Origin of the sequence: Paraburkholderia sp. 40 (genome assembly GCF_050434105.1) — a bacterium.
GTDB lineage: Bacteria > Pseudomonadota > Gammaproteobacteria > Burkholderiales > Burkholderiaceae > Paraburkholderia > Paraburkholderia tuberum.
Window position 1 is genome coordinate 3,518,539 of the sequence record NZ_JBNPVY010000004.1, and the last position, 20,521, is coordinate 3,539,059.

At 65.8% G+C, this 20,521-nt stretch carries 19 protein-coding genes; 12 read left to right on the forward strand and 7 right to left on the reverse strand.

Going from position 1 to position 20,521, the window contains the following annotated elements; genetic code table 11:
• Positions 1–22: 22 nt before the first annotated feature.
• The 4 genes from OKW28_RS38280 to OKW28_RS38295 form a co-directional block, all read right to left on the reverse strand.
• A complete protein-coding gene (locus OKW28_RS38280) occupies positions 23–1,300 on the reverse strand; it encodes an MFS transporter (RefSeq protein WP_429453151.1) in 1,278 nt (425 codons plus the stop codon).
• Positions 1,301–1,596: 296 nt separating this feature from the next.
• Positions 1,597–2,166 (reverse strand): YceI family protein, encoded by a 570-nt coding sequence (locus tag OKW28_RS38285; protein WP_026225605.1) that lies wholly within the window; start codon positions 2,164–2,166, stop codon positions 1,597–1,599.
• 111 nt (positions 2,167–2,277) lie between these two features.
• Positions 2,278–2,841, reverse strand: coding sequence for a YceI family protein (locus tag OKW28_RS38290; protein ID WP_429453153.1), 564 nt, complete (start codon positions 2,839–2,841; stop codon positions 2,278–2,280).
• An 8-nt stretch (positions 2,842–2,849) separates the two neighbouring features.
• The gene (locus OKW28_RS38295; RefSeq protein ID WP_429453155.1) at positions 2,850–3,410 is read right to left on the reverse strand and encodes a cytochrome b; all 561 of its coding nucleotides are present in this window, start codon (positions 3,408–3,410) and stop codon (positions 2,850–2,852) included.
• A gap of 451 nt (positions 3,411–3,861) precedes the next feature.
• Between OKW28_RS38295 and OKW28_RS38300 the strand changes: the two genes are divergently transcribed.
• The 8 genes from OKW28_RS38300 (at position 3,862) to OKW28_RS38335 (ending at position 12,373) form a co-directional block, all read left to right on the forward strand.
• A complete protein-coding gene (locus OKW28_RS38300) occupies positions 3,862–4,653 on the forward strand; it encodes a paraquat-inducible protein A (protein ID WP_429453157.1) in 792 nt (263 codons plus the stop codon).
• 7 nt (positions 4,654–4,660) lie between these two features.
• Positions 4,661–5,311 carry a paraquat-inducible protein A gene (locus OKW28_RS38305; protein ID WP_429453159.1) on the forward strand — a complete coding sequence of 217 codons (651 nt, stop codon included), beginning with the start codon at positions 4,661–4,663 and terminating at the stop codon, positions 5,309–5,311.
• Positions 5,304–6,965, forward strand: a complete 1,662-nt coding sequence (locus tag OKW28_RS38310; protein WP_429453161.1) for an intermembrane transport protein PqiB — start codon at positions 5,304–5,306, stop codon at positions 6,963–6,965. Before OKW28_RS38305 ends, OKW28_RS38310 begins: the two co-directional genes overlap by 8 nt.
• Positions 6,962–7,735: a PqiC family protein gene (locus OKW28_RS38315; RefSeq protein WP_429453163.1), complete on the forward strand. Its 774-nt coding sequence runs from the start codon at positions 6,962–6,964 to the stop codon at positions 7,733–7,735. Before OKW28_RS38310 ends, OKW28_RS38315 begins: the two co-directional genes overlap by 4 nt.
• A 183-nt stretch (positions 7,736–7,918) precedes the next feature.
• Positions 7,919–9,202 carry a THUMP domain-containing class I SAM-dependent RNA methyltransferase gene (locus tag OKW28_RS38320; RefSeq protein WP_429453165.1) on the forward strand — a complete coding sequence of 428 codons (1,284 nt, stop codon included), beginning with the start codon at positions 7,919–7,921 and terminating at the stop codon, positions 9,200–9,202.
• 339 nt (positions 9,203–9,541) lie between these two features.
• Positions 9,542–11,092: a methyl-accepting chemotaxis protein gene (locus OKW28_RS38325; protein WP_429453167.1), complete on the forward strand. Its 1,551-nt coding sequence runs from the start codon at positions 9,542–9,544 to the stop codon at positions 11,090–11,092.
• 113 nt (positions 11,093–11,205) lie between these two features.
• Positions 11,206–11,589 (forward strand): VOC family protein, encoded by a 384-nt coding sequence (locus tag OKW28_RS38330; protein WP_184034560.1) that lies wholly within the window; start codon positions 11,206–11,208, stop codon positions 11,587–11,589.
• A 40-nt stretch (positions 11,590–11,629) separates the two neighbouring features.
• Positions 11,630–12,373 carry a helix-turn-helix transcriptional regulator gene (locus tag OKW28_RS38335; RefSeq protein ID WP_429453170.1) on the forward strand — a complete coding sequence of 248 codons (744 nt, stop codon included), beginning with the start codon at positions 11,630–11,632 and terminating at the stop codon, positions 12,371–12,373.
• Positions 12,374–12,438: 65 nt separating this feature from the next.
• Here OKW28_RS38335 and OKW28_RS38340 read toward each other — a convergent pair whose 3' ends face one another.
• Genes OKW28_RS38340 through OKW28_RS38350 form a run of 3 tightly spaced genes read right to left on the reverse strand, consistent with a single transcriptional unit; the run spans position 12,439 to position 15,370 of the window.
• A complete protein-coding gene (locus OKW28_RS38340) occupies positions 12,439–13,890 on the reverse strand; it encodes an NAD(P)(+) transhydrogenase (Re/Si-specific) subunit beta (RefSeq protein WP_429453172.1) in 1,452 nt (483 codons plus the stop codon).
• Positions 13,891–14,217: an NAD(P) transhydrogenase subunit alpha gene (locus OKW28_RS38345; protein ID WP_018419437.1), complete on the reverse strand. Its 327-nt coding sequence runs from the start codon at positions 14,215–14,217 to the stop codon at positions 13,891–13,893. It lies immediately after the preceding gene.
• A 10-nt stretch (positions 14,218–14,227) separates the two neighbouring features.
• Entirely contained in the window at positions 14,228–15,370 is a 1,143-nt protein-coding gene (locus OKW28_RS38350) for a Re/Si-specific NAD(P)(+) transhydrogenase subunit alpha (RefSeq protein WP_429453174.1), read from the reverse strand.
• A 284-nt stretch (positions 15,371–15,654) separates the two neighbouring features.
• On the opposite strand from OKW28_RS38350, the gene OKW28_RS38355 reads away from it, so the two are divergent.
• The 4 genes from OKW28_RS38355 to glyQ all read left to right on the forward strand — a co-directional run bounded on the left by OKW28_RS38355 (position 15,655) and on the right by glyQ (position 20,507).
• Positions 15,655–16,134: an NUDIX hydrolase gene (locus OKW28_RS38355; RefSeq protein WP_429453176.1), complete on the forward strand. Its 480-nt coding sequence runs from the start codon at positions 15,655–15,657 to the stop codon at positions 16,132–16,134.
• A 58-nt stretch (positions 16,135–16,192) separates the two neighbouring features.
• Positions 16,193–17,446, forward strand: coding sequence for a tRNA 2-thiouridine(34) synthase MnmA (mnmA, locus tag OKW28_RS38360; RefSeq protein ID WP_429453178.1), 1,254 nt, complete (start codon positions 16,193–16,195; stop codon positions 17,444–17,446).
• Positions 17,447–17,708: 262 nt separating this feature from the next.
• Positions 17,709–19,319: an FMN-binding glutamate synthase family protein gene (locus OKW28_RS38365; protein ID WP_429453180.1), complete on the forward strand. Its 1,611-nt coding sequence runs from the start codon at positions 17,709–17,711 to the stop codon at positions 19,317–19,319.
• 180 nt (positions 19,320–19,499) lie between these two features.
• Positions 19,500–20,507: a glycine--tRNA ligase subunit alpha gene (gene glyQ, locus OKW28_RS38370; protein WP_008921090.1), complete on the forward strand. Its 1,008-nt coding sequence runs from the start codon at positions 19,500–19,502 to the stop codon at positions 20,505–20,507.
• Positions 20,508–20,521: the final 14 nt, after the last annotated feature.

Genomic DNA, 20,521 nt, shown 5'->3' on the forward strand with positions numbered 1-20,521 from the left:
CGCCGTCGTTACCGCCTCGTTCCTAGCGGAACCCCAGCTTGCGCCGTGCGCCGATCAGCGCCGCGATGCTCAGCAGCGCGGCAAACATCACGTAGTAGCTCGGCGCTGCCTTCGAACCGGTCGCGCTGATCAGCCACGCGATGATGAACGGCCCGAAGCCGCCGAAGATCGTCACCGCGATGTTATACGCGAGCGACATGCCGGTCGTGCGCGTCTGCACCGGGAATATCTCCGACAGCAGTCCCGGCGTCGCGCCGAAGTAGCCGCTGACGAGAAAACCGAACACGATCTGCCACACGATCAGCGTGCCGAAGCTCGGATGCGCGATCAGAAACGCGAACGCCGGATAGACGAGCACGAACAGCAGCACGGCCGCGCCCAGCATGATGCGTGTGCGTCCATGCAGGTCCGACCAATGCCCGGCCACCGGCGAGAACACCATCTGGATCAGACCCGTCAGCGCGATCGCCGAGAACGCGACCGACGGCGCGAGCCCCAGTTGCCGCACGCCATAGGTCGGCATGAACAGCATCAGATACGCGGACACGGTCCCGAGGATCACCACGCCCATCGCGATCACGAGCCGCAGCTTCTGCGTCGCGAACGTATCGCGCAGCGGCGTCTGCGTCGTTTCGGCGGCGAGGAATTCGGGCGTCTCGTCGAGCCTGGTGCGGATGTAGAACGCAACGGGCCCAATCAGCAGACCGAAGAAGAACGGCACGCGCCAGCCCCACGATGCCATCTGTTCCGGCGACAGCTGGCCGGTCAGCAACGCGCCGAAACCGGCCGCGAGCAGCGTCGTCAGACCCTGGCTCGCCATCTGCCAGCTCGCGTAGAAGCCGCGCCGGCCCGGCACGTGCTCGGCGAGAAACGCAGTCGCGCTGCCGAATTCGCCGCCGGCCGAGAAGCCTTGCATCAGCCGCGCGAGCACGAGGATCAGCGGCGCGGCGAGACCGATGCTCTGGTAGGTCGGCAAAATCGCGATGATCAGCGTGCCGCTCATCATCAGCAGGATGGAAAGCGTGAGCGCCCCCTTGCGCCCGGCGCGGTCCGAGTACGCGCCGATCACGATCGCGCCGAGCGGCCGCATGAAGAATGACACGCCGAACGTGCCGAGCGTGAGCAGCAGCGATACGGTCTCGTTGCCGGCCGGAAAAAACAGTTTGGAGATGGTCACGGCGAAAAAACCGTACACCACGAGGTCGAACCATTCGAGCGCGTTGCCGATCGAGGCGGCCACCACCGCGCGCCACGAATTCTGCCGGCTTCCCGCGACGCTTGCTGCTGTCGTTGCATTCATCCAGATCTCCTGTACGGCGCGAAATATTTATCGACACGAACGCATAACGTCCGCCCAGGCCATCCCGGCAACGCGCAGCACCGGCATGACTGCTTGCACTCTATTTAACTGAAAAATAAAAGTGATGCGAGCGACAGATGGCCGAGGCGCGCCACCATGGCCGAGGCGTTCGCTACGGGCGACAAAAAACCGCTTCGTCGGTGAACGACCGAAGCGGTTTTCGTATTGCGACGCAGCGCGGATCGAATCGCAACAGCGGCCCGCGCGCGGCGCCGGCCGCGAAGCTGCCGGCGCCCCTACTGCTGCTTGATACCTTCCGACTGGATATGCAGGCGCGTCTGCATGCTGAAGCCGTACTTCGCGCCGAACTCCATGCCGTAATCGGCGCGATTGAATTCGGTGCTTGCCTCGACGCCGCATACTTCGCGCTTGAGGACCGGGTGTTGCATGCACTTGAACGAATCGATCTTCAGATTCACCGGCTTCGTGATGCCGCGAATCGTCAGCGCGCCGATCACCTCGACGGGCTTGTCGCCGTCGAACTTGATCTCGGTGCCCTTGTAGGTCACGGTCGGATACTTCTCGACGTCGAAGAACTCGGCGGCCCTCAGGTGATCGTCGAGCTTCGGGTTGCCGGTCTGCACCGAAGCGGGATCGACGGTGACGTCGATGGTGCCGGTTTTGGCCGCGCGATCGAGCGTCACCGTTCCCGTGGTCTTCGTGAATTTGCCGCGCCAGATCGACAGACCGCCGAAGTGGTCGGCCTCGAAGCTCGGAAACGTATGCATCGGATCAAGCAGATAGGTATCGGCGGCGAAGGCGCCGAGCGACAGCGACGAAGCCAGCGCGCCAACAGCGATCAACATGGACGTTTTCAATTCGTGCTCCTGTTTTGCGTTGAAAATCGCGGTGCAACCTGCGGTGGGAAAGCGGCCGCGCCCCACGTGGCGCGGCGGACCTCGCGAGCGCCGTGCGCGTTACCTGCGCGCGGCGACGATATGAAACCTGATCACGACCTCGTCGGCGACGACCGATGCGTCCTTCCATTCGCCGGTGCCGATGTCGAACTGCGAGCGCTTGATCGGCAGCGCGCCGTCGAAGGTCTGCATCGCGCCCTGCTGGCCGACCGTGACCGGCACCACGACCGTCTCCGACTTGCCCTTGATGGTCAGATTACCGGTCACCTTGAACTGGTTGCCGCCGGCCGGCGCGATCGCGCTCGACACGAACGTCGCGCTCGGAAAGGTCTTCGCGTCGAACCATTCCTTGCCGCGCACCTGCTCGTTGTAGCTCTCGTCGCCGAGATCGTAGCTGGCGACGTCGATGTTGAGCAGCGCGCTGCCGGCCGTCGGTTTGGCCGGATCGAAGCTGACTTGCGCCGTGAACTTATTGAACTTGCCTTCGACCGGCACGTTCATCTGCTTCGAGGTAGCCGTCACCGAACTCTTCGCGACGTCGACCTGCGCGAGCGCCGCGCCCGCGGCGCTCAGCGACGCCGCCGCGAACGCGGCCAGCATGTAGCGATAAAACGAAACCTTCATGGATGTCCTTATTTGAGGAAAGGGAGCATGCGAGACAGCAGGCCGTCGCGATCGAACCATTGATGCTTGAGCGCCGCCGCGGTGTGTAGCGCGACCAGCACGAGCAACGTGTAATTCAACGCGATGTGCAGGTTCTTCAGCAGTTCCTTCAGGTGCGGATCGGGCGCGATGATTCGCGGCAGCGGAATCAGCCCGAGGTAGACGACCGGCACGTTCGCCGCCGAGCTATACAGATAGCCGGACACGGGAATCACGATCATCAGCACGTACAGCAACAGATGTGTGACATGCGCGGCGCCACGCTGCCAGGTGGGCATGCGGCGCGGCATCGGCGGCGAGGCGTGGGTCGCGCGCCACAGGATGCGCACGATCGCGAGCGCGAACACGGTCACACCGATCCATTTGTGCCACGAGAAATAGCGCAGCTTGGTGGGCGTGAAGCCCGGGATGTCGGTCATCACCCAGCCGAGCGCAAAGCCGCAGACGATCAGCAGTGCGATCAGCCAGTGAAACGCGATGGCGGTCCGCGTGTACGACTCCCGGGTACCGAACGATGGATTGAGTGTCATGACAGATCAACGCAGGCAGTTAGAAGTTAACGGCGCGCCGCGGCCAGCTATTCCGCGATCGCCGCCGCGCATCGGCGCGGCGCGCGCGGCCGATGCGGCGGACATCATCGCCACAAAAGGCCGCCGGGCATGCCACGGGCGCCATGCTACCCCAAGCGCGAAAAGCTGGCCGGAGCGCGTCGGCGGAACGGGCCCGAATTTTGCGCTGCAATGGCCCCACGGCGTCGCGTCACCGCCCTTGCGTTGAACGATTCGGGGACGGAAAGCCCCGAAGCGACGCCATCTCAGGCCCGGACCAGCGCGCGGGGGGACGGCGTCACGCCCCGCGCCGCGCGCGCGGCTCGCGTCGGTCGCGAGGCCGCGTTTGGTACTATTGCTGCTCACCGCCGCCCGACCCCTCGTAAAGAGCAGGCCTTGCACGCCGCTACTACGTCGTTAGCCCATCTGCCGCATGGAACATGACAACCTGATCGCGTGCCATGAATGCGATACGCTGTTCCGCAAGCCACGGCTTGTCGGGCGCGTCGCCGCGCGTTGTCCGCGCTGCGGCGCGACGCTCTATCGCGGCGTCTCGCGCAAGCTCGACGCGATCTGCGCACTGACGCTCGCCGCGCTGATCACGTTCGTGATCGCGCAGGGCTTTCCGATCGTCGAACTCGAAACCAACGGCATCACGTCACAAACTACGCTGTTCGGCGCGCTCGTCGCGCTGTGGGGCGAGGACATGGAGATCGTCGCCGTGATGGTGTTCTGCTCGACGATCCTCTTTCCGTTCACCGAACTCGTCGCGCTGCTGTACGTGCTGGTGCCGCTACGCGCCGGCTACGTGCCCGCGCACTTCAATCGCGTGCTGCGCGCGATCCAGTTCGTGCGGCCGTGGGGCATGATCGAAGTGTTCATGCTCGGCGTGCTGATCACGATCGTGAAGATGGTGAGCCTCGCGCGCGTGATTCCCGAGGCGGCGCTGTTCGCGTTCGGCGCGCTGACGCTGATGTTCGCGGTCGTCGTCACATTCGATCCGCGCGTGCTGTGGGATGTCGCCGACGAGATCGACGCGAGCGGCGATCGGCCGTTGCCGCGCACGTCGGCCGACAGCGCGGCGGTCGCGGTCGGCTCGCTCGCCGGTCCGCCGGCGCCGTCCGCGCGCGTCGCGGGCTCGACCAGCGGCAGCGCTGGTGGCACAACCAACAGTACGGCGGACGGCACCCCGCCCGGCTTGCCGCCCACGTCGCGCGAAGGATGAGCCCGCGATGAAATACGTCACCGCGAAACGCGCGGGCCTGCTGTCCTGCCATTCGTGCGGGCGCGTCGAACCGCGCATCCGCTCGGTCACGCCGCAGCACTGCGGCCGCTGCGGCGCGCATCTGCACTCGCGCAACCCCGACAGCCTGATGCGCACATGGGCACTGCTGATCGCCGCGGCGCTGCTGTATATCCCGGCGAACCTGCTGCCGGTGATGCACACGTCGTCGCTGCTCGGCTCCGAGGACGACACCATCATGAGCGGCGTCGTCTATTTCTGGACCTCCGGCGACTGGCCGCTCGCGATGATCGTGTTCATCGCCAGCATCCTGGTGCCGATGCTGAAGCTCTCGGTGCTCGTGCTGCTCACCGTCACCGCGCAGCGCCGCTCGCGCTGGCGTCCGCAACAGCGCACGACGCTGTACCGGATGGTCGAGCGGATCGGCCGCTGGTCGATGCTCGACGTGTTCGTCGTCACGCTCACCGTGGCGCTCGTGCGTTTCAAATCGCTAGCCGTGATCACGGCCGGGCCGGGCGCGATCGCGTTCGGCTCGGTCGTGATCCTGACGATGCTGGCCTCCATGCAATTCGATCCACGCCTCATCTGGGACCCCGTGGAAAGCAGTACCTCAACGCCTCAGGATCTCGACCATGACTAGCCCGCAAGGACCGACGCCCGCTTCCGATGACGCGCCGCGCAACGATTCGAACGGACCCAGACTGCCGCCCCAACTGCCCGAACCCGACATCGAACCACGCAGCCGCTGGCTGCCGTCGCTCGTCTGGGTGATTCCGCTGATCGCCGCGTTGATCGGCATCGCGCTCGTGATCAGGTCGGTGACCGAGCGCGGACCCGTGATCACGATCAGCTTCATCAGCGCGGAAGGGCTCGAGCCGGGCAAGACCAAGGTCAAGTACAAGGACGTCGACGTTGGTGCGGTGAAGACGATCACGCTGTCGCCGGATCTGTCGCACGTGCTCGTGCAGGTGCAGCTCACCAAGGAAGGCGGAAAGTTCGCGGTCAAGGACTCGCGCTTCTGGGTGGTGCGTCCGCGCGTCGGCGCGAGCGGCGTGTCGGGTCTGACGACGCTGCTGTCGGGCCCGTACATCGGCGCCGACGCGGGCCGTTCGTCCGATAGCGAGAGCAACTTCGTCGGCCTCGAAACGCCCCCGCCCATCACCGGCGACCAGAAAGGCCATCAGTACACGCTGCACGGCGATTCGCTCGGTTCGATCGACATCGGCTCGCCGATCTTCTATCGGCGCGTACAGGTCGGCCAGGTGGTCGGCTTTTCGCTCGACAAGAGCGGCACCGGCGTGACGATGCAGGTGTTCGTGTCGGCGCCGTTCGACCAGTACGTCGGCACCAACACGCGCTGGTGGCATGCGAGCGGCGTCGATCTGCGGCTCGATTCGAGCGGCTTCAAGCTGAACACGCAGTCGCTCGCGACGGTGATCGTCGGCGGTCTGTCTTTCCAGTCGCCGCCCGGCCAGAACATGGGCCCGCAGGCGCCGAACAACCAGACCTTCCACCTCGGCTCGGACGAAGCGGACGCGATGCGCGAACCGGACGGCGTGCCCTTGCGCGTCGTGATGAACTTCAACCAGTCGCTGCGCGGGCTGTCGATCGGCGCGCCGATCGATTTCCGCGGCATCGTGCTCGGCCAGGTGACCAATATCGGCATCGACTACGATCCGAAGACTCAGAGCTTCACGATGCCGGTCACGATGAACCTGTACCCGGACCGCCTCGGCAAGCGCTTCCGCGAGAGCTCGCCGCAGCCGGGCACGCTCGCCGGCGAGAACCTGCTGCAGGAACTCGTCAGGCACGGCCTGCGCGGCCAGTTGCGCACCGGCAACCTGATCACGAGCCAGCTGTACGTGGCGCTCGATATCTTCCCGAAAGCGCCGCCGGCCAAGGTCGACGTGACGACCGATCCGCTCGAGCTGCCGACCATTCCGAACACGCTCGACGAATTGCAGCTGCAGGTCGCCGACATCGCGAAGAAGCTCGACAAGGTGCCGTTCGACCAGATCGGCGCAAATCTGAACACCGCGCTGAAGAACGCCGACCAGCTGTTCTCGCGTCTCGACAAGGAAGTCGTGCCGCAAGCGCGCGACACGCTGACGGCCGCGAAGCAGACCTTCAGTTCGGCCCAGGCAACCTTGCAGCAGGATTCGCCGATGCAGTCCGACGTTCATCAGGCGTTGCAGGAACTGACGCGCACGTTGCAGTCGCTGAACGCGCTGTCGGACTACCTCGAGCGTCATCCCGAATCGCTGTTGCGCGGTAAATCAGGAGATAAACCATGATGTTTGCCCGGCTCCCCCGTCCGCCGCGCGCGCTCGTGCGCGGTGCCGTACGCGGCGTCGCGTACGGCACCGCACTGGCTGCGGCTCTCGCCATCGCGGCGTGCTCGTCGCCGTCGAGCCGTTTCTATACGCTGGGTGGCGCGGATAGCGCAAGCACCGCCGCGAATGGCGCCGCGCCGGCCGTCGCGCGCACGAGCGCCGCGCCTGCCTGGCTGATCGAAGTCGCGCCGGTCAACGTGCCGCCGCAGGTGGCGAGAAATCAGCTGGTCGTGCAGACCGGGCCGACTCAGGTGCAGTTGCTCGAACAGGAGCGTTGGGCGTCGCTGCCCGGCGATGAAATCCGCCGCGCGCTGTCGACGAATCTGACGCAACAGCTCGGCACCATCGATACGTTCGGCACCGCGCACCCCGACGACGCGGCCGTCTACCGGATCGCCATGAACGTGCAGCGCTTCGAGTCGTGGCCCGGCTCGCATGCGTTGATCGATGCGGTGTGGAGCGTGCGGGCCGTGCGCAGCAATGCGGTGATGACGTGTCGCAGCGTGGTCAGCGAGACGGTTGGCGGCGGGTACGACGCGCTCGTCGATGGACATCGGCGCGCGCTCGCGGAAGTGTCGACACAGATCGCGATGGGCGTGCGCGCGATGGCGGCAACGGCCGTCGCTTCCACGAACACGACGGGCCGGCCTTTGTCTTCGGCCAAACCGGCCGCGGCGCCGGCCGTGCCGCCCTGTCCTTCGGCGGGAACGGCCGCGGGAGCCGGCGCCTGACAGGCCCGGCTGGCGCGGCGAGCTCAACGGTGTCGGCATGCCGGCGGGCGTCGCGGGCCAAAGCGGGACGCGAGGCGAGATGACGCGACGACAGACGACGGGCCGCCGGCGCGCCAATCGCGCCGGCCCGCCGATCTCGACCGCGTACAATAGCGCCTTATCCAACGCCTTGCGGCAACCTCAATGTCCTTCGATTTCTTCCTTCCTTGCCCGCGCGGGCTCGAAGCTCCGCTCGCGGCCGAACTCGCCGAAATTGCCGCCAAACATCTGAACGGCGCCGCCTTCACGGCCGGGGCCCAGGTACCGGGCGGCGTGCATTTTCGCGGCGGCTGGGCCGCCGGCATGGCCGCCAATCTGCACTCGCGTCTCGCGAGCCGCGTGCTGCTGAAAATCGCGGAGCGGCCCTACCGCAGCGAGCAGGACATCTACGCGCTCGCGCTCGAGCAGCGCTGGGAGCAGTGGTTCTCCGCGGACGAGACGCTGCGCGTCGACGTCACCGCGATCAAGTCGCCACTGCGCAGTCTCGAGTTCGCGACGCTGCGCGTGAAGGACGCGATCTGCGATCGTCTGCGCGAAAAAAGCGGCGCGCGGCCGAGCATCGACACCGCGATGCCCGACGTGCGCGTGTTCGCGTTCCTGAGCGCGACCGACTGCACGCTGTACCTCGACACTTCCGGCGATCCGCTATTCAAGCGCGGCTGGCGTCTCGACAAGGGCGCGGCGCCGCTGCGCGAAAACCTCGCGGCTGGCATTTTGCGTCTGACTGGCTGGCAGGCCGGCACGCCGCTCTACGATCCGATGTGCGGCAGCGGCACGTTCCTCGCGGAAGCGGCGCAGGTCGCGTTGAACATCGCGCCGGGCGTCGAGCGGCGTTTCGGCTTCGAGAAGCTCAAACAGTTCGACTCGCGGAGCTGGCAAGCGCTGAAGGGCGCCGCGCTCGAAGCGAAAAACGCGGCGCGCGGCTCGCGCGGCGCGGATCTGCAGATTTTCGGCAGCGACATCTCCGGCGACATGCTCGAAAAAGCGCGCGCCAACTTCGAGCGCGCCGGCTTGCCGCCCATTTCGCTCAAGCAGCTCGATGCGCGCGACATGACGCCGCCTGGCTCGGCGCCGGGCATCCTCGTCGCGAATCCGCCGTATGGCGAGCGGATCGAAGTGCGCGGCCGCAATGCGCGCGGCGAGCTTCGCGAAGGCCGCGGCAATCGCGACGACGGCTTCCGCCGCATTCAGGAAGAAGCGCCCGACAGCGAGTTTTTCCAGTTGCTCGGCAATGCGTTGAAGCAGCGCTTTGCCGGATGGCATGCGTTCATCCTGACGTCGGATCGCAAGCTTCCGGGGCAACTGCGGCTGCGCGAATCGACCAAGACGCCGCTGTTCAACGGTGCGCTCGAATGCCGGCTGTTCCGCTTCGATCTGATCGCGGGCAGCGTGCGGCAGCGTCCGCAGGGCGATACGCAGGCGGGCTGAGGCTGCGTCGGTTGGGCGGCGCGCTGTCGTCGTAGTCGACATGAAAACCGCGGACCTCGTGCCGCGGTTTTTTATTGCGCGACGGCGCCGAGTCGCCTGGCGAGACTGAGCGATAGCAGCAACGCGCACTGCGTTCACCTCGTCGTCCGTCGCGGGACCGACTTTCTGTCGGTCCCGCAACACCCCTCCGCCGCACCTCTATCCCACTGCTTCCCTTCCTTCGAAAGCGCCCGCATTCGATCCCGCCCCTTCATATTTGCAAACGTTTGCCGTAAACCCTAACGACCCCGCGTACTTTCCCGGTGCGCCGCTTTCCCGTTCCGTTGTTTCGAGGCATCCATGTTTTCGAACCTCACGATTCGTACGCGTCTGGCCCTCGCGATGGGCTTCCTCGGCTTGCTGATGGCGATCGGCGCGGCGCTCGGCGTCACCGGCATCGCGTTGAGCAACGCCGACCAGAAGGAGCTGTACACCGACGAGCTCGCGTCGGCGAGTGCGCTCGGCAAGTTCAACTTCTTCTACGCGCGCGGCAGGCTCGTGCTCGATCGCATCGCTGCGCAGCCGGATCGCGCGGACATCGCGAGCCTCGAACAGCATGCGCGCGAGCAGTTCGCGATCGGCGACAAGGCCTGGCAGGCTTATCGCGCGCTGCCCTCCGATGCGCAGGAGCGGCAACTCGCCGACGCGGTGGAGGCCAAACGCGCCCTGGCGATCAACGGTCCGGTTGCACAGGCGTTCGCCGCGATCGAACGGCGCGACACCACGCCGCTTGCCGACCTGATCTCGAACAGGATGACGGACCCGTTCAACGAAATCACGGACCGCTCCGCGAAGCTCGAGAAGATCCAGAGTGACAACGCGCGCAGCCGCTACGAAGCGGCGCAGGACCGCTTCCACGCGATTCTCGCGATCGCCGGGGTCGGCCTTCTGATTGGACTGGCGACGGCCGCGTTCGCATGGCATGCGCTGCGCAAGTCGATCGCCGGTCCTCTCGAAGAAGCCACCGGGCACTTCCGCGCGATCGCCAATGGCGATCTGGGCCGACGTATCGACGTGCGTTCGCGCGACGAAATGGGGCGCATGATGGAACACCTGCGCATGATGCAGACGCGCCTCAGGCAGGCGCTGCTGTCGGTGCGCGACGGCACGCAGTCCATTTCGACGACGACCGCCCAGATTTCGGCGGGCAACACCGATCTGTCGCAACGCACCGAAGAACAGGCCGCGTCGCTCGAAGAAACCGCATCGAGCATGGCCGAGCTGACCACGACGGTTCGTCAGAACGCCGACAACGCGCGTCAGGCGAGCGAACTCGCGCGGGCCGCGGTCGGTGTGACCACCGAAGGCAGCGACGTCGTCTCGCGGGTCGTGATGACGATGGGCGAGATCGACGCAAGCTCGAAGCAGATCGCCGAGATCATCGGCGTGATCGAGGGCATCGCTTTCCAGACCAACATCCTCGCGTTGAACGCCGCCGTCGAAGCCGCGCGCGCCGGCGAACAGGGCCGCGGCTTCGCGGTGGTGGCGGGCGAAGTGCGCACGCTCGCGCAACGCAGCGCCTCGGCGGCGAAGGAAATAAAGACACTGATCAGCGAATCGGTGGACCGCGTCGGCAACGGCACCGAACTCGTTGGCCGGGCCGGCAAAACCATGACGGAGATCAACGACGCGGTGCGCCGCGTGACCGAGCTGATGACCGAGATCGCGGCCGCATCGGAAGAACAGAGCGACGGCATCGAGCAGGTCAACCGCACCGTCTCGCAGATGGACGAAGTCACGCAGCGCAACGCGGCGCTCGTCGAGCAGGCCGCGGCCGCGGCGGCGTCGCTCGAAGAACAGGCCACGCGCATGAGCGATGTGGTGGGGATGTTTCAGTTGCCGGCGGAGTGAGGCTGTCGCCTTTCCCAACCCTGCTGCCACCACGCTGTCAGCAGCACCCCCGCACACTCCTTCTCACGCCATCCGGCGCTTGAACGGCCTACTGCCAACCGAAGGAGAGTGTCATGTCCGCATTGCCCAAACTCGTTGCCTGGTTCGAAATCCCGTCCGTCGATTTCGATCGCGCGGTGCGCTTTTACGAAGCCGCGCTCGACGCCCCGTTGAATCGACAGGAGATCGGCGGCCAGCCGATCGCCGTGTTCAGCTACGAGGAGCCCGCGACTGGCGGCGCGATCGTTCACAATCCGTCGATGACCCCCGGCGTCGACGGCGTCACTGTCTACCTGAACGCGCTGCCCACCGTCGACGCGGCGCTTGCGCGCATCGAACGGGCGGGCGGCAAGACCGACGGCCCGGTGATCAAGCTGCCGCAGGACATCGGCTATATCGCGTTCTTCACCGATACCGAAGGCAACCGCCTCGGCCTGCATTCGCGCACCAACGGCTAAGCGCGCACCTGAAGCCGCCGCGCCCCGACCGAAGGCCGCCATGCGGCGCTATCATCGCGGGACCGTCCCCCTCCTCCTCTACCCGACGCCCACGATGACGCGCCGCGCCGACCGCCTGTTCCAGATCGCCGAACTGCTGCGCGGCCGGCGCCTGACCACCGCTCAGCAACTGGCCGACTGGCTGAACATCTCGCCGCGCACGGTCTATCGCGACGTGCGCGATCTGCAATTGTCAGGGGTGCCGATCGAAGGCGAAGCGGGCATCGGTTATCGGCTGTCGCGCTCGGCGAGTCTGCCGCCGCTCACCTTCACCGCCGACGAACTCGCCGCGCTCGCCGCCGGCGCGCGCATGCTCGAATCATGGGGTGGCGCGGGCTTCGCGAGCGGCGCGCGGGGCGCGCTGGCCAAAATCGCATCGGCGATGCCCGCCGACAAGCGCGCGACGCTCGAACGGCTTGCAATCTTCGCGCCGTCGTTTCACATCAAGGGGGATTTTTCGACGCAGCTCGACACGCTGCATCGCGCAATCGATGCGCGCCAGGTGGTGCGCTTCGCGTACACCGACGCCAACGGCGCCGACACCGAGCGCCGCGTCTGGCCGCTCGCGCTCGCGTACTGGGGCGCGCGCTGGACGCTCGGCGCATGGTGCGAGCTGCGTGCTGATTTCCGCAACTTCGGACTGGAGAAGATGCGCGATCTCGAAGCGCTCGAGACGTATCCGGATCAGGAAGGCAGGCGGCTCGCGGATCTGCTGCGGCATCTGAACGCGAAGCCGAACAGATGAAAAGGATCGCGGCAAAGGATCGCGGTGACCCACCGCGATCCTGACGCCTATTCACCGCTAGCGATCTAGTCGACCGCCTTCACCATATCCTCGATCACCTTCTTCGCGTCGCCGAACACCATCATCGTCTTGTCCATGTAGAACAGGTCGTTGTCGAGCCCGGCGTAGCCCGCCGCCATCGAGCGCTTGTTGACGATCACGGTGCGCGCCTTGTACGCCTCGATGATCGGCATGCCCGCGATCGGCGACTTCGGATCGTTCTTCGCCGCCGGATTCACCACGTCGTTCGCGCCGAGCACGAGCACCACGTCGACCTGGCCGAACTCGCCGTTGATGTCCTCCATCTCGTACACCATGTCGTACGGCACTTCGGCCTCGGCGAGCAGCACGTTCATGTGACCCGGCATGCGGCCGGCCACCGGGTGAATGGCGTACTTCACCTCGATGCCCTTCTCGACCAGCTTGTCGGTCAGCTCCTTCAACGCATGCTGCGCGCGCGCGACGGCCAGCCCGTAGCCCGGCACGATCACGACCGTTTCCGCGTTGCCCATCATGAACGACGCGTCATCGGCCGAACCCGATTTCACCGGACGCTGCTCCGCCGCGCCGCCCGCGGCCGCGCCCGGCTCGTTGCCGAAGCCGCCGAGGATCACGTTGAAGAACGAGCGGTTCATCGCGCGGCACATGATGTACGACAGGATCGCACCCGACGACCCCACCAGCGAGCCGGCAATGATCAGCATCGGATTGTTCAGCGAGAAGCCGATGCCCGCCGCGGCCCAGCCCGAGTACGAGTTCAGCATCGACACGACGACCGGCATGTCCGCGCCGCCGATCGGAATGATGATCAGCACGCCGAGCACGAACGCGATGATCGTCATGATGATGAACGGCAGCCACGACTGCGTGAGGAAGAAGAGGACGCCGAAGCCGAGCATCGCGAGCGCGAGCATCAGGTTGATCAGATGCTGGCCGCCGTAGACGACCGGCGCACCCTGAAACAACCGGAACTTGTACTTGCCCGACAGCTTGCCGAACGCGATCACCGAGCCGCTAAAAGTAATCGCACCGACGAACGTGCCGATGAACAGCTCGATGCGGTTGCCGTACGGCAGGAAGCCCTCGATCGGCACGTCGGGATCGACGAGGCCGAACGCGGCCGGCTCCGACACCACCCCATACGCGATGCACACAGCCGCGAGACCGATCAGCGAGTGCATCGCCGCGACCAGTTCAGGCATCCTGGTCATCTCGACGCGCGCGGCGACGAACGCGCCGATCGCGCCGCCGATCACGAGCCCGAACAGCAGCAGGCCGAGCCCGAGACCGAGATTGGAGCCAAGTGCTTCGGCCTGCCGCGAGATCAGCGCGATGGTCGTCAGAATCGCGATCGCCATGCCGACCATGCCGAAGGTATTGCCGACGCGCGCGGTCTTCGGATTCGACAGCCCCTTGAGCGCCTGGATGAAGCAGACCGACGCGACCAGATACAGCAGCGTGACGACGTTCAGGCTCATTTACGTACCCTCCTTGCCGCCAGCCGGTAGTTTCCTGGGTTCCTTCTTCTTGAACATCTCGAGCATTCGCCGCGTGACGAGGAATCCGCCGAACACGTTGACGGCCGCGAGCGCGACCGCGATCGTGCCGAAGAACTTCCCGGCGCTGCCGACGGTGAGACCCGCCGCGAGCATCGCGCCGACGATCACGATCGCCGAGATCGCATTGGTCACCGCCATCAGCGGCGTATGCAGCGCGGGCGTGACGTTCCAGACCACGTGATAGCCGACGTAGATCGCCAGCACGAAGATGATCAGGTTGATCACCGTGTGATTGATGACTTCCATCTTCGGCCTCCTATGCGTTGCGCGTGACCTGGCCATCGCGAGCCAGCAGCGTGGCCGCGACGATGTCGTCCGCGAGATCGATGTTCAGCGTGCCTTCCTTGGCGATAATCAGCTTCAGGAAGTCGAGCACGTTGCGCGCGTATAGCGACGACGCGTCGGCGGGCACCATCGCGGCGAGATTCGTATAGCCGACGATCTGCACGCCATAGCGCACCACCACCTGGTCCGCCTCGGTCAGCGGACAATTGCCGCCGCGCCGGCCGTCGACTTCGGGGCCGCGGCCGGCCGCGAGGTCGACGAGCACCGAGCCCGGTTTCATCGCCTGCACGGTTTCGACCGACAGCAGCGTCGGCGCGGGGCGGCCTGGAATCAATGCGGTCGAGATCACCACGTCGGCCTGCCTCGCGCGCTCGTGCACGAGCGCCGACTGGCGCGCGAGCCACGACGGCGGCATCGGCCGTGCATAGCCGCCCACGCCTTGCGCGGCCTCGCGCTCCTCGTCGGTCTCGTAGGGCACGTCGAGAAACTTCGCACCGAGCGATTCGATCTGCTCCTTGACGGCCGGGCGCACGTCGGACGCCTCCAGCACGGCGCCGAGGCGCTTCGCGGTGGCGATCGCCTGCAGGCCAGCCACGCCCGCGCCGAGAATCAGCACGCGCGCGGCCTTCACGGTGCCGGCCGCGGTCATCAGCATCGGCATGAAGCGCGGATAGAGCGTCGCCGCGAGCAGCACCGCCTTGTAGCCGGCGATATTGGCCTGCGACGACAGCACGTCGAGGCTCTGCGCGCGCGTCGTGCGAGGCGCGGCTTCGAGCGCGAACGCGGTGACGCCGGCCGCGGCGAGCTTGCCCGCGTTGTCGGCGTTGAACGGATCGAGCATGCCGACGAGCGTCGCGCCGCGCTTGAGCAGCGGCAATTCGGAATCGATAGGGGATTGGACTTTGAGGACGAGATCTGCGCCGAAGGCAGTGACGGCATCGACGATTTCCGCGCCCACGGCCGTATAGGCGTCATCGGGAAAGCTCGCGCCGGCGCCGGCACCGCTCTGGAGCGTGACCCGGTGGCCTTGCGCCACGTACTTCCTGACCGTCTCGGGCGTCGCGGCAACGCGGGTTTCATGCGCGCGCGTCTCGGCTGGCACTCCGATGTGCATCGTTGTTCCTCCTCGACTTCCTGTTTGACGACAGATCTGCCGACGAGGCTCGCCGGCTTGCACATGCAACGGCTAACGCAGGCCCCACTTTAACCGGAAACCGCCACATCACAAATATCGGGGTCGATGCGAATGCGCGGCAGACCGCCAAACTGTTACGGATCGGTCGCGATTCCACCTCGAACATGCTGCGAACCGGCTGCCAGCGGTCACCGGCCGTAGCCCGGCCCAGCGCCCGTCCGCCGTCCGGCAGCCGGCGCGCATAACCGGTAAAATGCGCACCCATGAAACCGGAAACCTGGCTGCCGCACGTGACCGTCGCGGCGATCGTCGAGCGTGACGGGCGCTTCCTGCTAGTCGAGGAACACACGGCCGCCGGCCTGCGCCTGAACCAGCCCGCCGGCCACCTCGAGGCGGGCGAAACGCTGCTGGAAGCGGTGGTCCGCGAAACGTTCGAGGAAACCGCGCATCCGTTCGCGCCCGAGGCGCTCGTCGGCATGTACATGACCCACTTCGAGCGGCCGAACCGCGCGGGCACCACGTACCTGCGCTTCACCTATTGCGGCGCGGGCGGCGAACCGGACCCGGCGAATTCGCTCGATCCCGACATCGTCCGCGCGCTGTGGATGAGCGCCGATGAGTTGCGCGCGTGCCCCGAGCGGCATCGCACGCCGCTCGTGATGCAGTGCATCGACGATTACCTGGCCGGCCGGCGTTTCCCGCTCGACTTCGTCCATACGCATTCGGTTGGGCCGAAGCAATAGGGCCGTCACGAGCGGCCCCATAGATCCATGCAGTCATGCAGCACCCAGTGAGTACCTTATGAGCAAGCGTAAAGTCGTAGTAGGCATGTCGGGCGGCGTCGATTCGTCGGTCACCGCGTGGCTGCTAAAGGAACAGGGCTACGACGTGGTCGGCCTGTTCATGAAGAACTGGGAAGACGACGACGACAGCGAATACTGCTCGACGCGCCAGGACTGGATCGACGTGGTGTCGGTGGCGGACCTGATCGGCATCGACGTCGAGGCGGTCAACTTCGCGGCCGCGTACAAGGACCGCGTGTTCGCCGAATTCCTGCGCGAATATTCGGCCGGCCGCACGCCGAACCCGGACGTGCTGTGCAACGCCGAGATCAAGTTCAAGGCCTTCCTCGATCACGCGATGTCGCTCGGCGCGGAAACGATCGCGACCGGCCACTACGCGCGCGTGCGCGAGAACGATGGCCGCTTCGAGCTGCTGAAGGCGCTCGACCATACGAAGGACCAGTCGTACTTCCTGCATCGGCTGAACCAGGCGCAGCTGTCGAAAACACTGTTCCCGCTCGGCGAAATTCCCAAGACGAAGGTCCGCGAGATCGCCGCGCAGATCGGCCTGCCGAACGCGAAGAAGAAGGATTCGACCGGCATCTGCTTCATCGGCGAGCGGCCTTTCCGCGACTTCCTGAACCGCTATCTGCCGACCAGGCCGGGCCCGATGAAGACCACCGACGGCAAGATCGTCGGCGAGCACATCGGCCTCGCGTTCTACACGTTCGGCCAGCGCAAGGGCATCGGTCTCGGCGGCAGCAAGGACGGCAGCGGCGAGCCCTGGTTCGCCGCCGGCAAGGATATTCCGACGAATACGCTGTACGTCGCGCAGGGACACGACCATCCGTGGCTGCTGTGCCATACGCTGTCGGCGGGCAACACGAGCTGGGTCGCGGGCGAGCCGCCGGCCGACGGCTTCGCGTGCGGCGCGAAGACGCGCTACCGGCAGGCCGACGCGGCGTGCACGTTCAACGCCTCGGCGGGAGGCGGTTCGGGCGAAGGCATCTTCGAACTGACCTTCGACGCCGCGCAATGGGCCGTCACGCCGGGCCAATCGGCGGTGCTGTATGATGGCGACGTGTGCCTCGGCGGCGGCATCATCGAACGCGCGATGACCGGGCAACCGGCCGAGCTGCCGCAGGATCAGGCGCCGAAGCAAACTCGCGCGCAGCGTCGCAAGCAAGCGCACAGGCCAAAGCAGCCGCAAGGCCAGGCGCAGGACGAGCCGCAAACTCCGCGGCAAAAAGCGGCTCTGCTCGGCGCGCGTTGAGCGATGCATAACGGCGGGCGCGGCGGGTCGTACCATTCCGACAGGTTCGCGCCGTTCACCATATTTCCCCCGCCTGGCGAATTCACACACACTTCACCTTCGCGTGCGACGCCTGGCTTCCATTCGCAGGCCTTATCTTCGGGCTTCGCCGGTCCGCGTCGCACCGAGACCCGCAACCGCCAGTTTTCCTTCGCGACCGATACCGCCCGCGCTCCCGTGCGGACGATGCCGCCGCAATGATCTTCACTGCACTGGAGTCCCCATGTTTTCTCGACGCTATCTGGCCATGTGGTGCGCAATCGCCCTCACCGCGGTATGTGCCGCGCTCGCCGCGACGCATCGCCTGTCGTGGTTCTGGATCCTCGTGCCGGCCGCGCTCGTCGCGCTCGGCGTGTTCGACCTGAGCCAACAGCGCCATGCAATCCTGCGCAATTACCCGCTGTGGGGCCATCTGCGTTTCATTTTCGAATCCATCCGCCCGGAGATCCGTCAGTATTTCGTCGAAGACGATACCGACGAGCAGCCGTTCTCGCGCGCGCAACGCAGCATCGTCTATCAGCGCTCGAAGAACGATGTCGACAGCCGCCCATACGGCACGCGGATCGACGTGAAGGCGGTCGCGCACGAATGGATCAGCCACTCGCTCGCGCCGACCACGCTCGACGGTCACGACTTTCGCATCGTCGTCGGCCCCGATCGCGCGCGGCCGTATTCGATGTCGATCTTCAACGTGTCGGCGATGAGCTTCGGCTCGCTATCGGCCAATGCGATCATGGCGCTGAACCTCGGCGCGAAGAAAGGCAACTTCGCGCACGACACCGGCGAAGGTTCGATGTCGAAATATCATCGCGAACATGGCGGCGACATCATCTGGGAAATCGGGTCCGGCTATTTTGGATGCCGTAACGACGACGGCACCTTCAACGCCGGGAAGTTCGCGAAGCAGGCCGCCGAACCGCAGGTGAAGATGATCGAGGTGAAGCTGTCGCAAGGCGCGAAGCCCGGTCACGGCGGCGTGCTGCCGGGCGCGAAGATCACGCCCGAAATCGCCGAGACGCGCGGCGTGCCGATGGGCCGCGACTGCATCTCGCCGGCGACGCACTCCGAGTTCTCGACACCGCGCGAGCTGCTCGAATTCGTCGAGCGGCTGCGCACGCTGTCGGGCGGCAAGCCGACCGGCTTCAAGCTGTGCATCGGGCATCCGTGGGAATTCTTCGGTATCGCGAAGGCGATGCTGGAAACGGGCATTCTGCCGGACTTCATCGTCGTGGACGGCGCGGAAGGCGGCACCGGCGCGGCACCGCTCGAATTCACCGATCACGTCGGCGTGCCGTTGCAGGAGGGGCTGCTGCTCGTGCACAACACGCTGGTCGGCATCGGTCTGCGGCAACGCATCCGCATCGGCGCGAGCGGCAAGATGATCACCGCGTTCGATATCGCGAAGACGCTCGCGATCGGCGCGGACTGGGTCAACGCGGCGCGCGGCTTCATGTTCGCGGTCGGCTGCATCCAGGCGCAGACCTGCCATACCGGCCGCTGCCCGACCGGCGTCGCGACCCAGGACCCGGTGCGCCAGCGCGCGCTGGTGGTGCCGGACAAGGCCGATCGCGTGTTCAACTTCCACCACAACACGCTGCACGCGTTGCAGGAAATCATCCAGGCCGCCGGGCTCCGGCATCCGGCTGAGTTGCGCGCGCATCACATCGTGCGGCGCGTGTCCTCGCATGAGGTGCGGCTGATGTCGGATCTGCTCAAATATCTCGAACCGAACGACCTACTCAACGGCAACTATCGCTATACGCTGTTCGAGACGTACTGGCCGATCGCGCAAAGCGATTCGTTCTCGCCGAAGGCGGAGCTGGCGGCGAGCTGAACGTACGCGCGGCCCTTGCCGCGTCGCCCGTCGCCCAAAAACCGCATCGCGGCCCGTCCGACCCGCAAAACGGGCCGCCCCCCTTCCTTTCCGTTAAAATCTCGGGTTTAGCACTTCGCTCCACGGCCCCCTCGCGCGCTTAGGCGCACGCGGCATGGCCCCATGCCCGAAAGGCACTTCATGCTCACGTTTCAGCAAATCATCCTGACCTTGCAGTCCTACTGGGACAAGCAGGGCTGCGCGTTGCTCCAGCCGATCGACATGGAAGTCGGCGCGGGCACGTCCCACGTCCATACGTTCCTGCGCGCGATCGGCCCCGAGCCGTGGCGCGCCGCCTACGTGCAGCCGTCGCGCCGCCCGAAAGATGGCCGCTACGGCGAGAACCCGAACCGTCTGCAGCACTACTACCAATATCAGGTGGTGCTCAAGCCCGCGCCGGAAAACATTCTCGACCTGTACCTCGGCTCGCTCGAAGCGCTCGGCTTCGACCTGAAGCAGAACGACGTGCGTTTCGTCGAGGACGACTGGGAAAACCCGACGCTCGGCGCATGGGGGCTGGGCTGGGAAGTGTGGCTGAACGGCATGGAAGTGACGCAGTTCACGTACTTCCAGCAGGTCGGCGGTCTCGACTGCAAGCCGGTGCTCGGCGAAATCACCTACGGACTCGAGCGCCTCGCGATGTATCTGCAGAAGGTCGAGAACGTCTACGACCTCGTCTGGACCGAGTGGGAAGAACAAGGCCCGAACGGCCCCGAATTGCGCCGCCTGACCTACGGCGACGTGTATCACCAGAACGAGGTCGAGCAGTCCACCTACAACTTCGAGCACGCGAACGTCGATCTGCTGTTCACTTTCTTCAACAGCTACGAAGCGGAAGCGAAGCGCATGATCGACGCGCAGATCGCACTGCCCGCCTATGAGCTCGTGCTGAAGGCCGGCCACACGTTCAACCTGCTCGACGCGCGCGGCGCGATTTCGGTCACGGAACGCGCGGCGTACATCGGCCGGATTCGCGCGCTGTCGCGTCTGGTCGCGCAGGCCTACTACGACTCGCGCGAAAAGCTCGGCTTCCCGATGCTCGGCAATCCGGTGCACGGCGTGCCCGGCCTCACCACCGACGAGCAGGAAGCCGCGATGCCCGCGTGGGCGCCGCCGCTGAAAGTCGAACGCAAGATCGACCAGGACTGACGAGAACTTCAACC

What these genes read in the sequence shown, in the direction of transcription:
- OKW28_RS38280 (WP_429453151.1), bottom strand. Translation starts at nt 1,300, where the DNA reads ATGAATGCAACGACAGCAGCAAGCGTCGCGGGAAGCCGGCAGAATTCG.
- OKW28_RS38285 (WP_026225605.1), bottom strand. Translation starts at nt 2,166, where the DNA reads ATGTTGATCGCTGTTGGCGCGCTGGCTTCGTCGCTGTCGCTCGGCGCC.
- OKW28_RS38290 (WP_429453153.1), bottom strand. Translation starts at nt 2,841, where the DNA reads ATGAAGGTTTCGTTTTATCGCTACATGCTGGCCGCGTTCGCGGCGGCG.
- OKW28_RS38295 (WP_429453155.1), bottom strand. Translation starts at nt 3,410, where the DNA reads ATGACACTCAATCCATCGTTCGGTACCCGGGAGTCGTACACGCGGACC.
- OKW28_RS38300 (WP_429453157.1), top strand. Translation starts at nt 3,862, where the DNA reads ATGGAACATGACAACCTGATCGCGTGCCATGAATGCGATACGCTGTTC.
- OKW28_RS38305 (WP_429453159.1), top strand. Translation starts at nt 4,661, where the DNA reads ATGAAATACGTCACCGCGAAACGCGCGGGCCTGCTGTCCTGCCATTCG.
- OKW28_RS38310 (WP_429453161.1), top strand. Translation starts at nt 5,304, where the DNA reads ATGACTAGCCCGCAAGGACCGACGCCCGCTTCCGATGACGCGCCGCGC.
- OKW28_RS38315 (WP_429453163.1), top strand. Translation starts at nt 6,962, where the DNA reads ATGATGTTTGCCCGGCTCCCCCGTCCGCCGCGCGCGCTCGTGCGCGGT.
- OKW28_RS38320 (WP_429453165.1), top strand. Translation starts at nt 7,919, where the DNA reads ATGTCCTTCGATTTCTTCCTTCCTTGCCCGCGCGGGCTCGAAGCTCCG.
- OKW28_RS38325 (WP_429453167.1), top strand. Translation starts at nt 9,542, where the DNA reads ATGTTTTCGAACCTCACGATTCGTACGCGTCTGGCCCTCGCGATGGGC.
- OKW28_RS38330 (WP_184034560.1), top strand. Translation starts at nt 11,206, where the DNA reads ATGTCCGCATTGCCCAAACTCGTTGCCTGGTTCGAAATCCCGTCCGTC.
- OKW28_RS38335 (WP_429453170.1), top strand. Translation starts at nt 11,630, where the DNA reads ATGCGGCGCTATCATCGCGGGACCGTCCCCCTCCTCCTCTACCCGACG.
- OKW28_RS38340 (WP_429453172.1), bottom strand. Translation starts at nt 13,890, where the DNA reads ATGAGCCTGAACGTCGTCACGCTGCTGTATCTGGTCGCGTCGGTCTGC.
- OKW28_RS38345 (WP_018419437.1), bottom strand. Translation starts at nt 14,217, where the DNA reads ATGGAAGTCATCAATCACACGGTGATCAACCTGATCATCTTCGTGCTG.
- OKW28_RS38350 (WP_429453174.1), bottom strand. Translation starts at nt 15,370, where the DNA reads ATGCACATCGGAGTGCCAGCCGAGACGCGCGCGCATGAAACCCGCGTT.
- OKW28_RS38355 (WP_429453176.1), top strand. Translation starts at nt 15,655, where the DNA reads ATGAAACCGGAAACCTGGCTGCCGCACGTGACCGTCGCGGCGATCGTC.
- mnmA (WP_429453178.1), top strand. Translation starts at nt 16,193, where the DNA reads ATGAGCAAGCGTAAAGTCGTAGTAGGCATGTCGGGCGGCGTCGATTCG.
- OKW28_RS38365 (WP_429453180.1), top strand. Translation starts at nt 17,709, where the DNA reads ATGTTTTCTCGACGCTATCTGGCCATGTGGTGCGCAATCGCCCTCACC.
- glyQ (WP_008921090.1), top strand. Translation starts at nt 19,500, where the DNA reads ATGCTCACGTTTCAGCAAATCATCCTGACCTTGCAGTCCTACTGGGAC.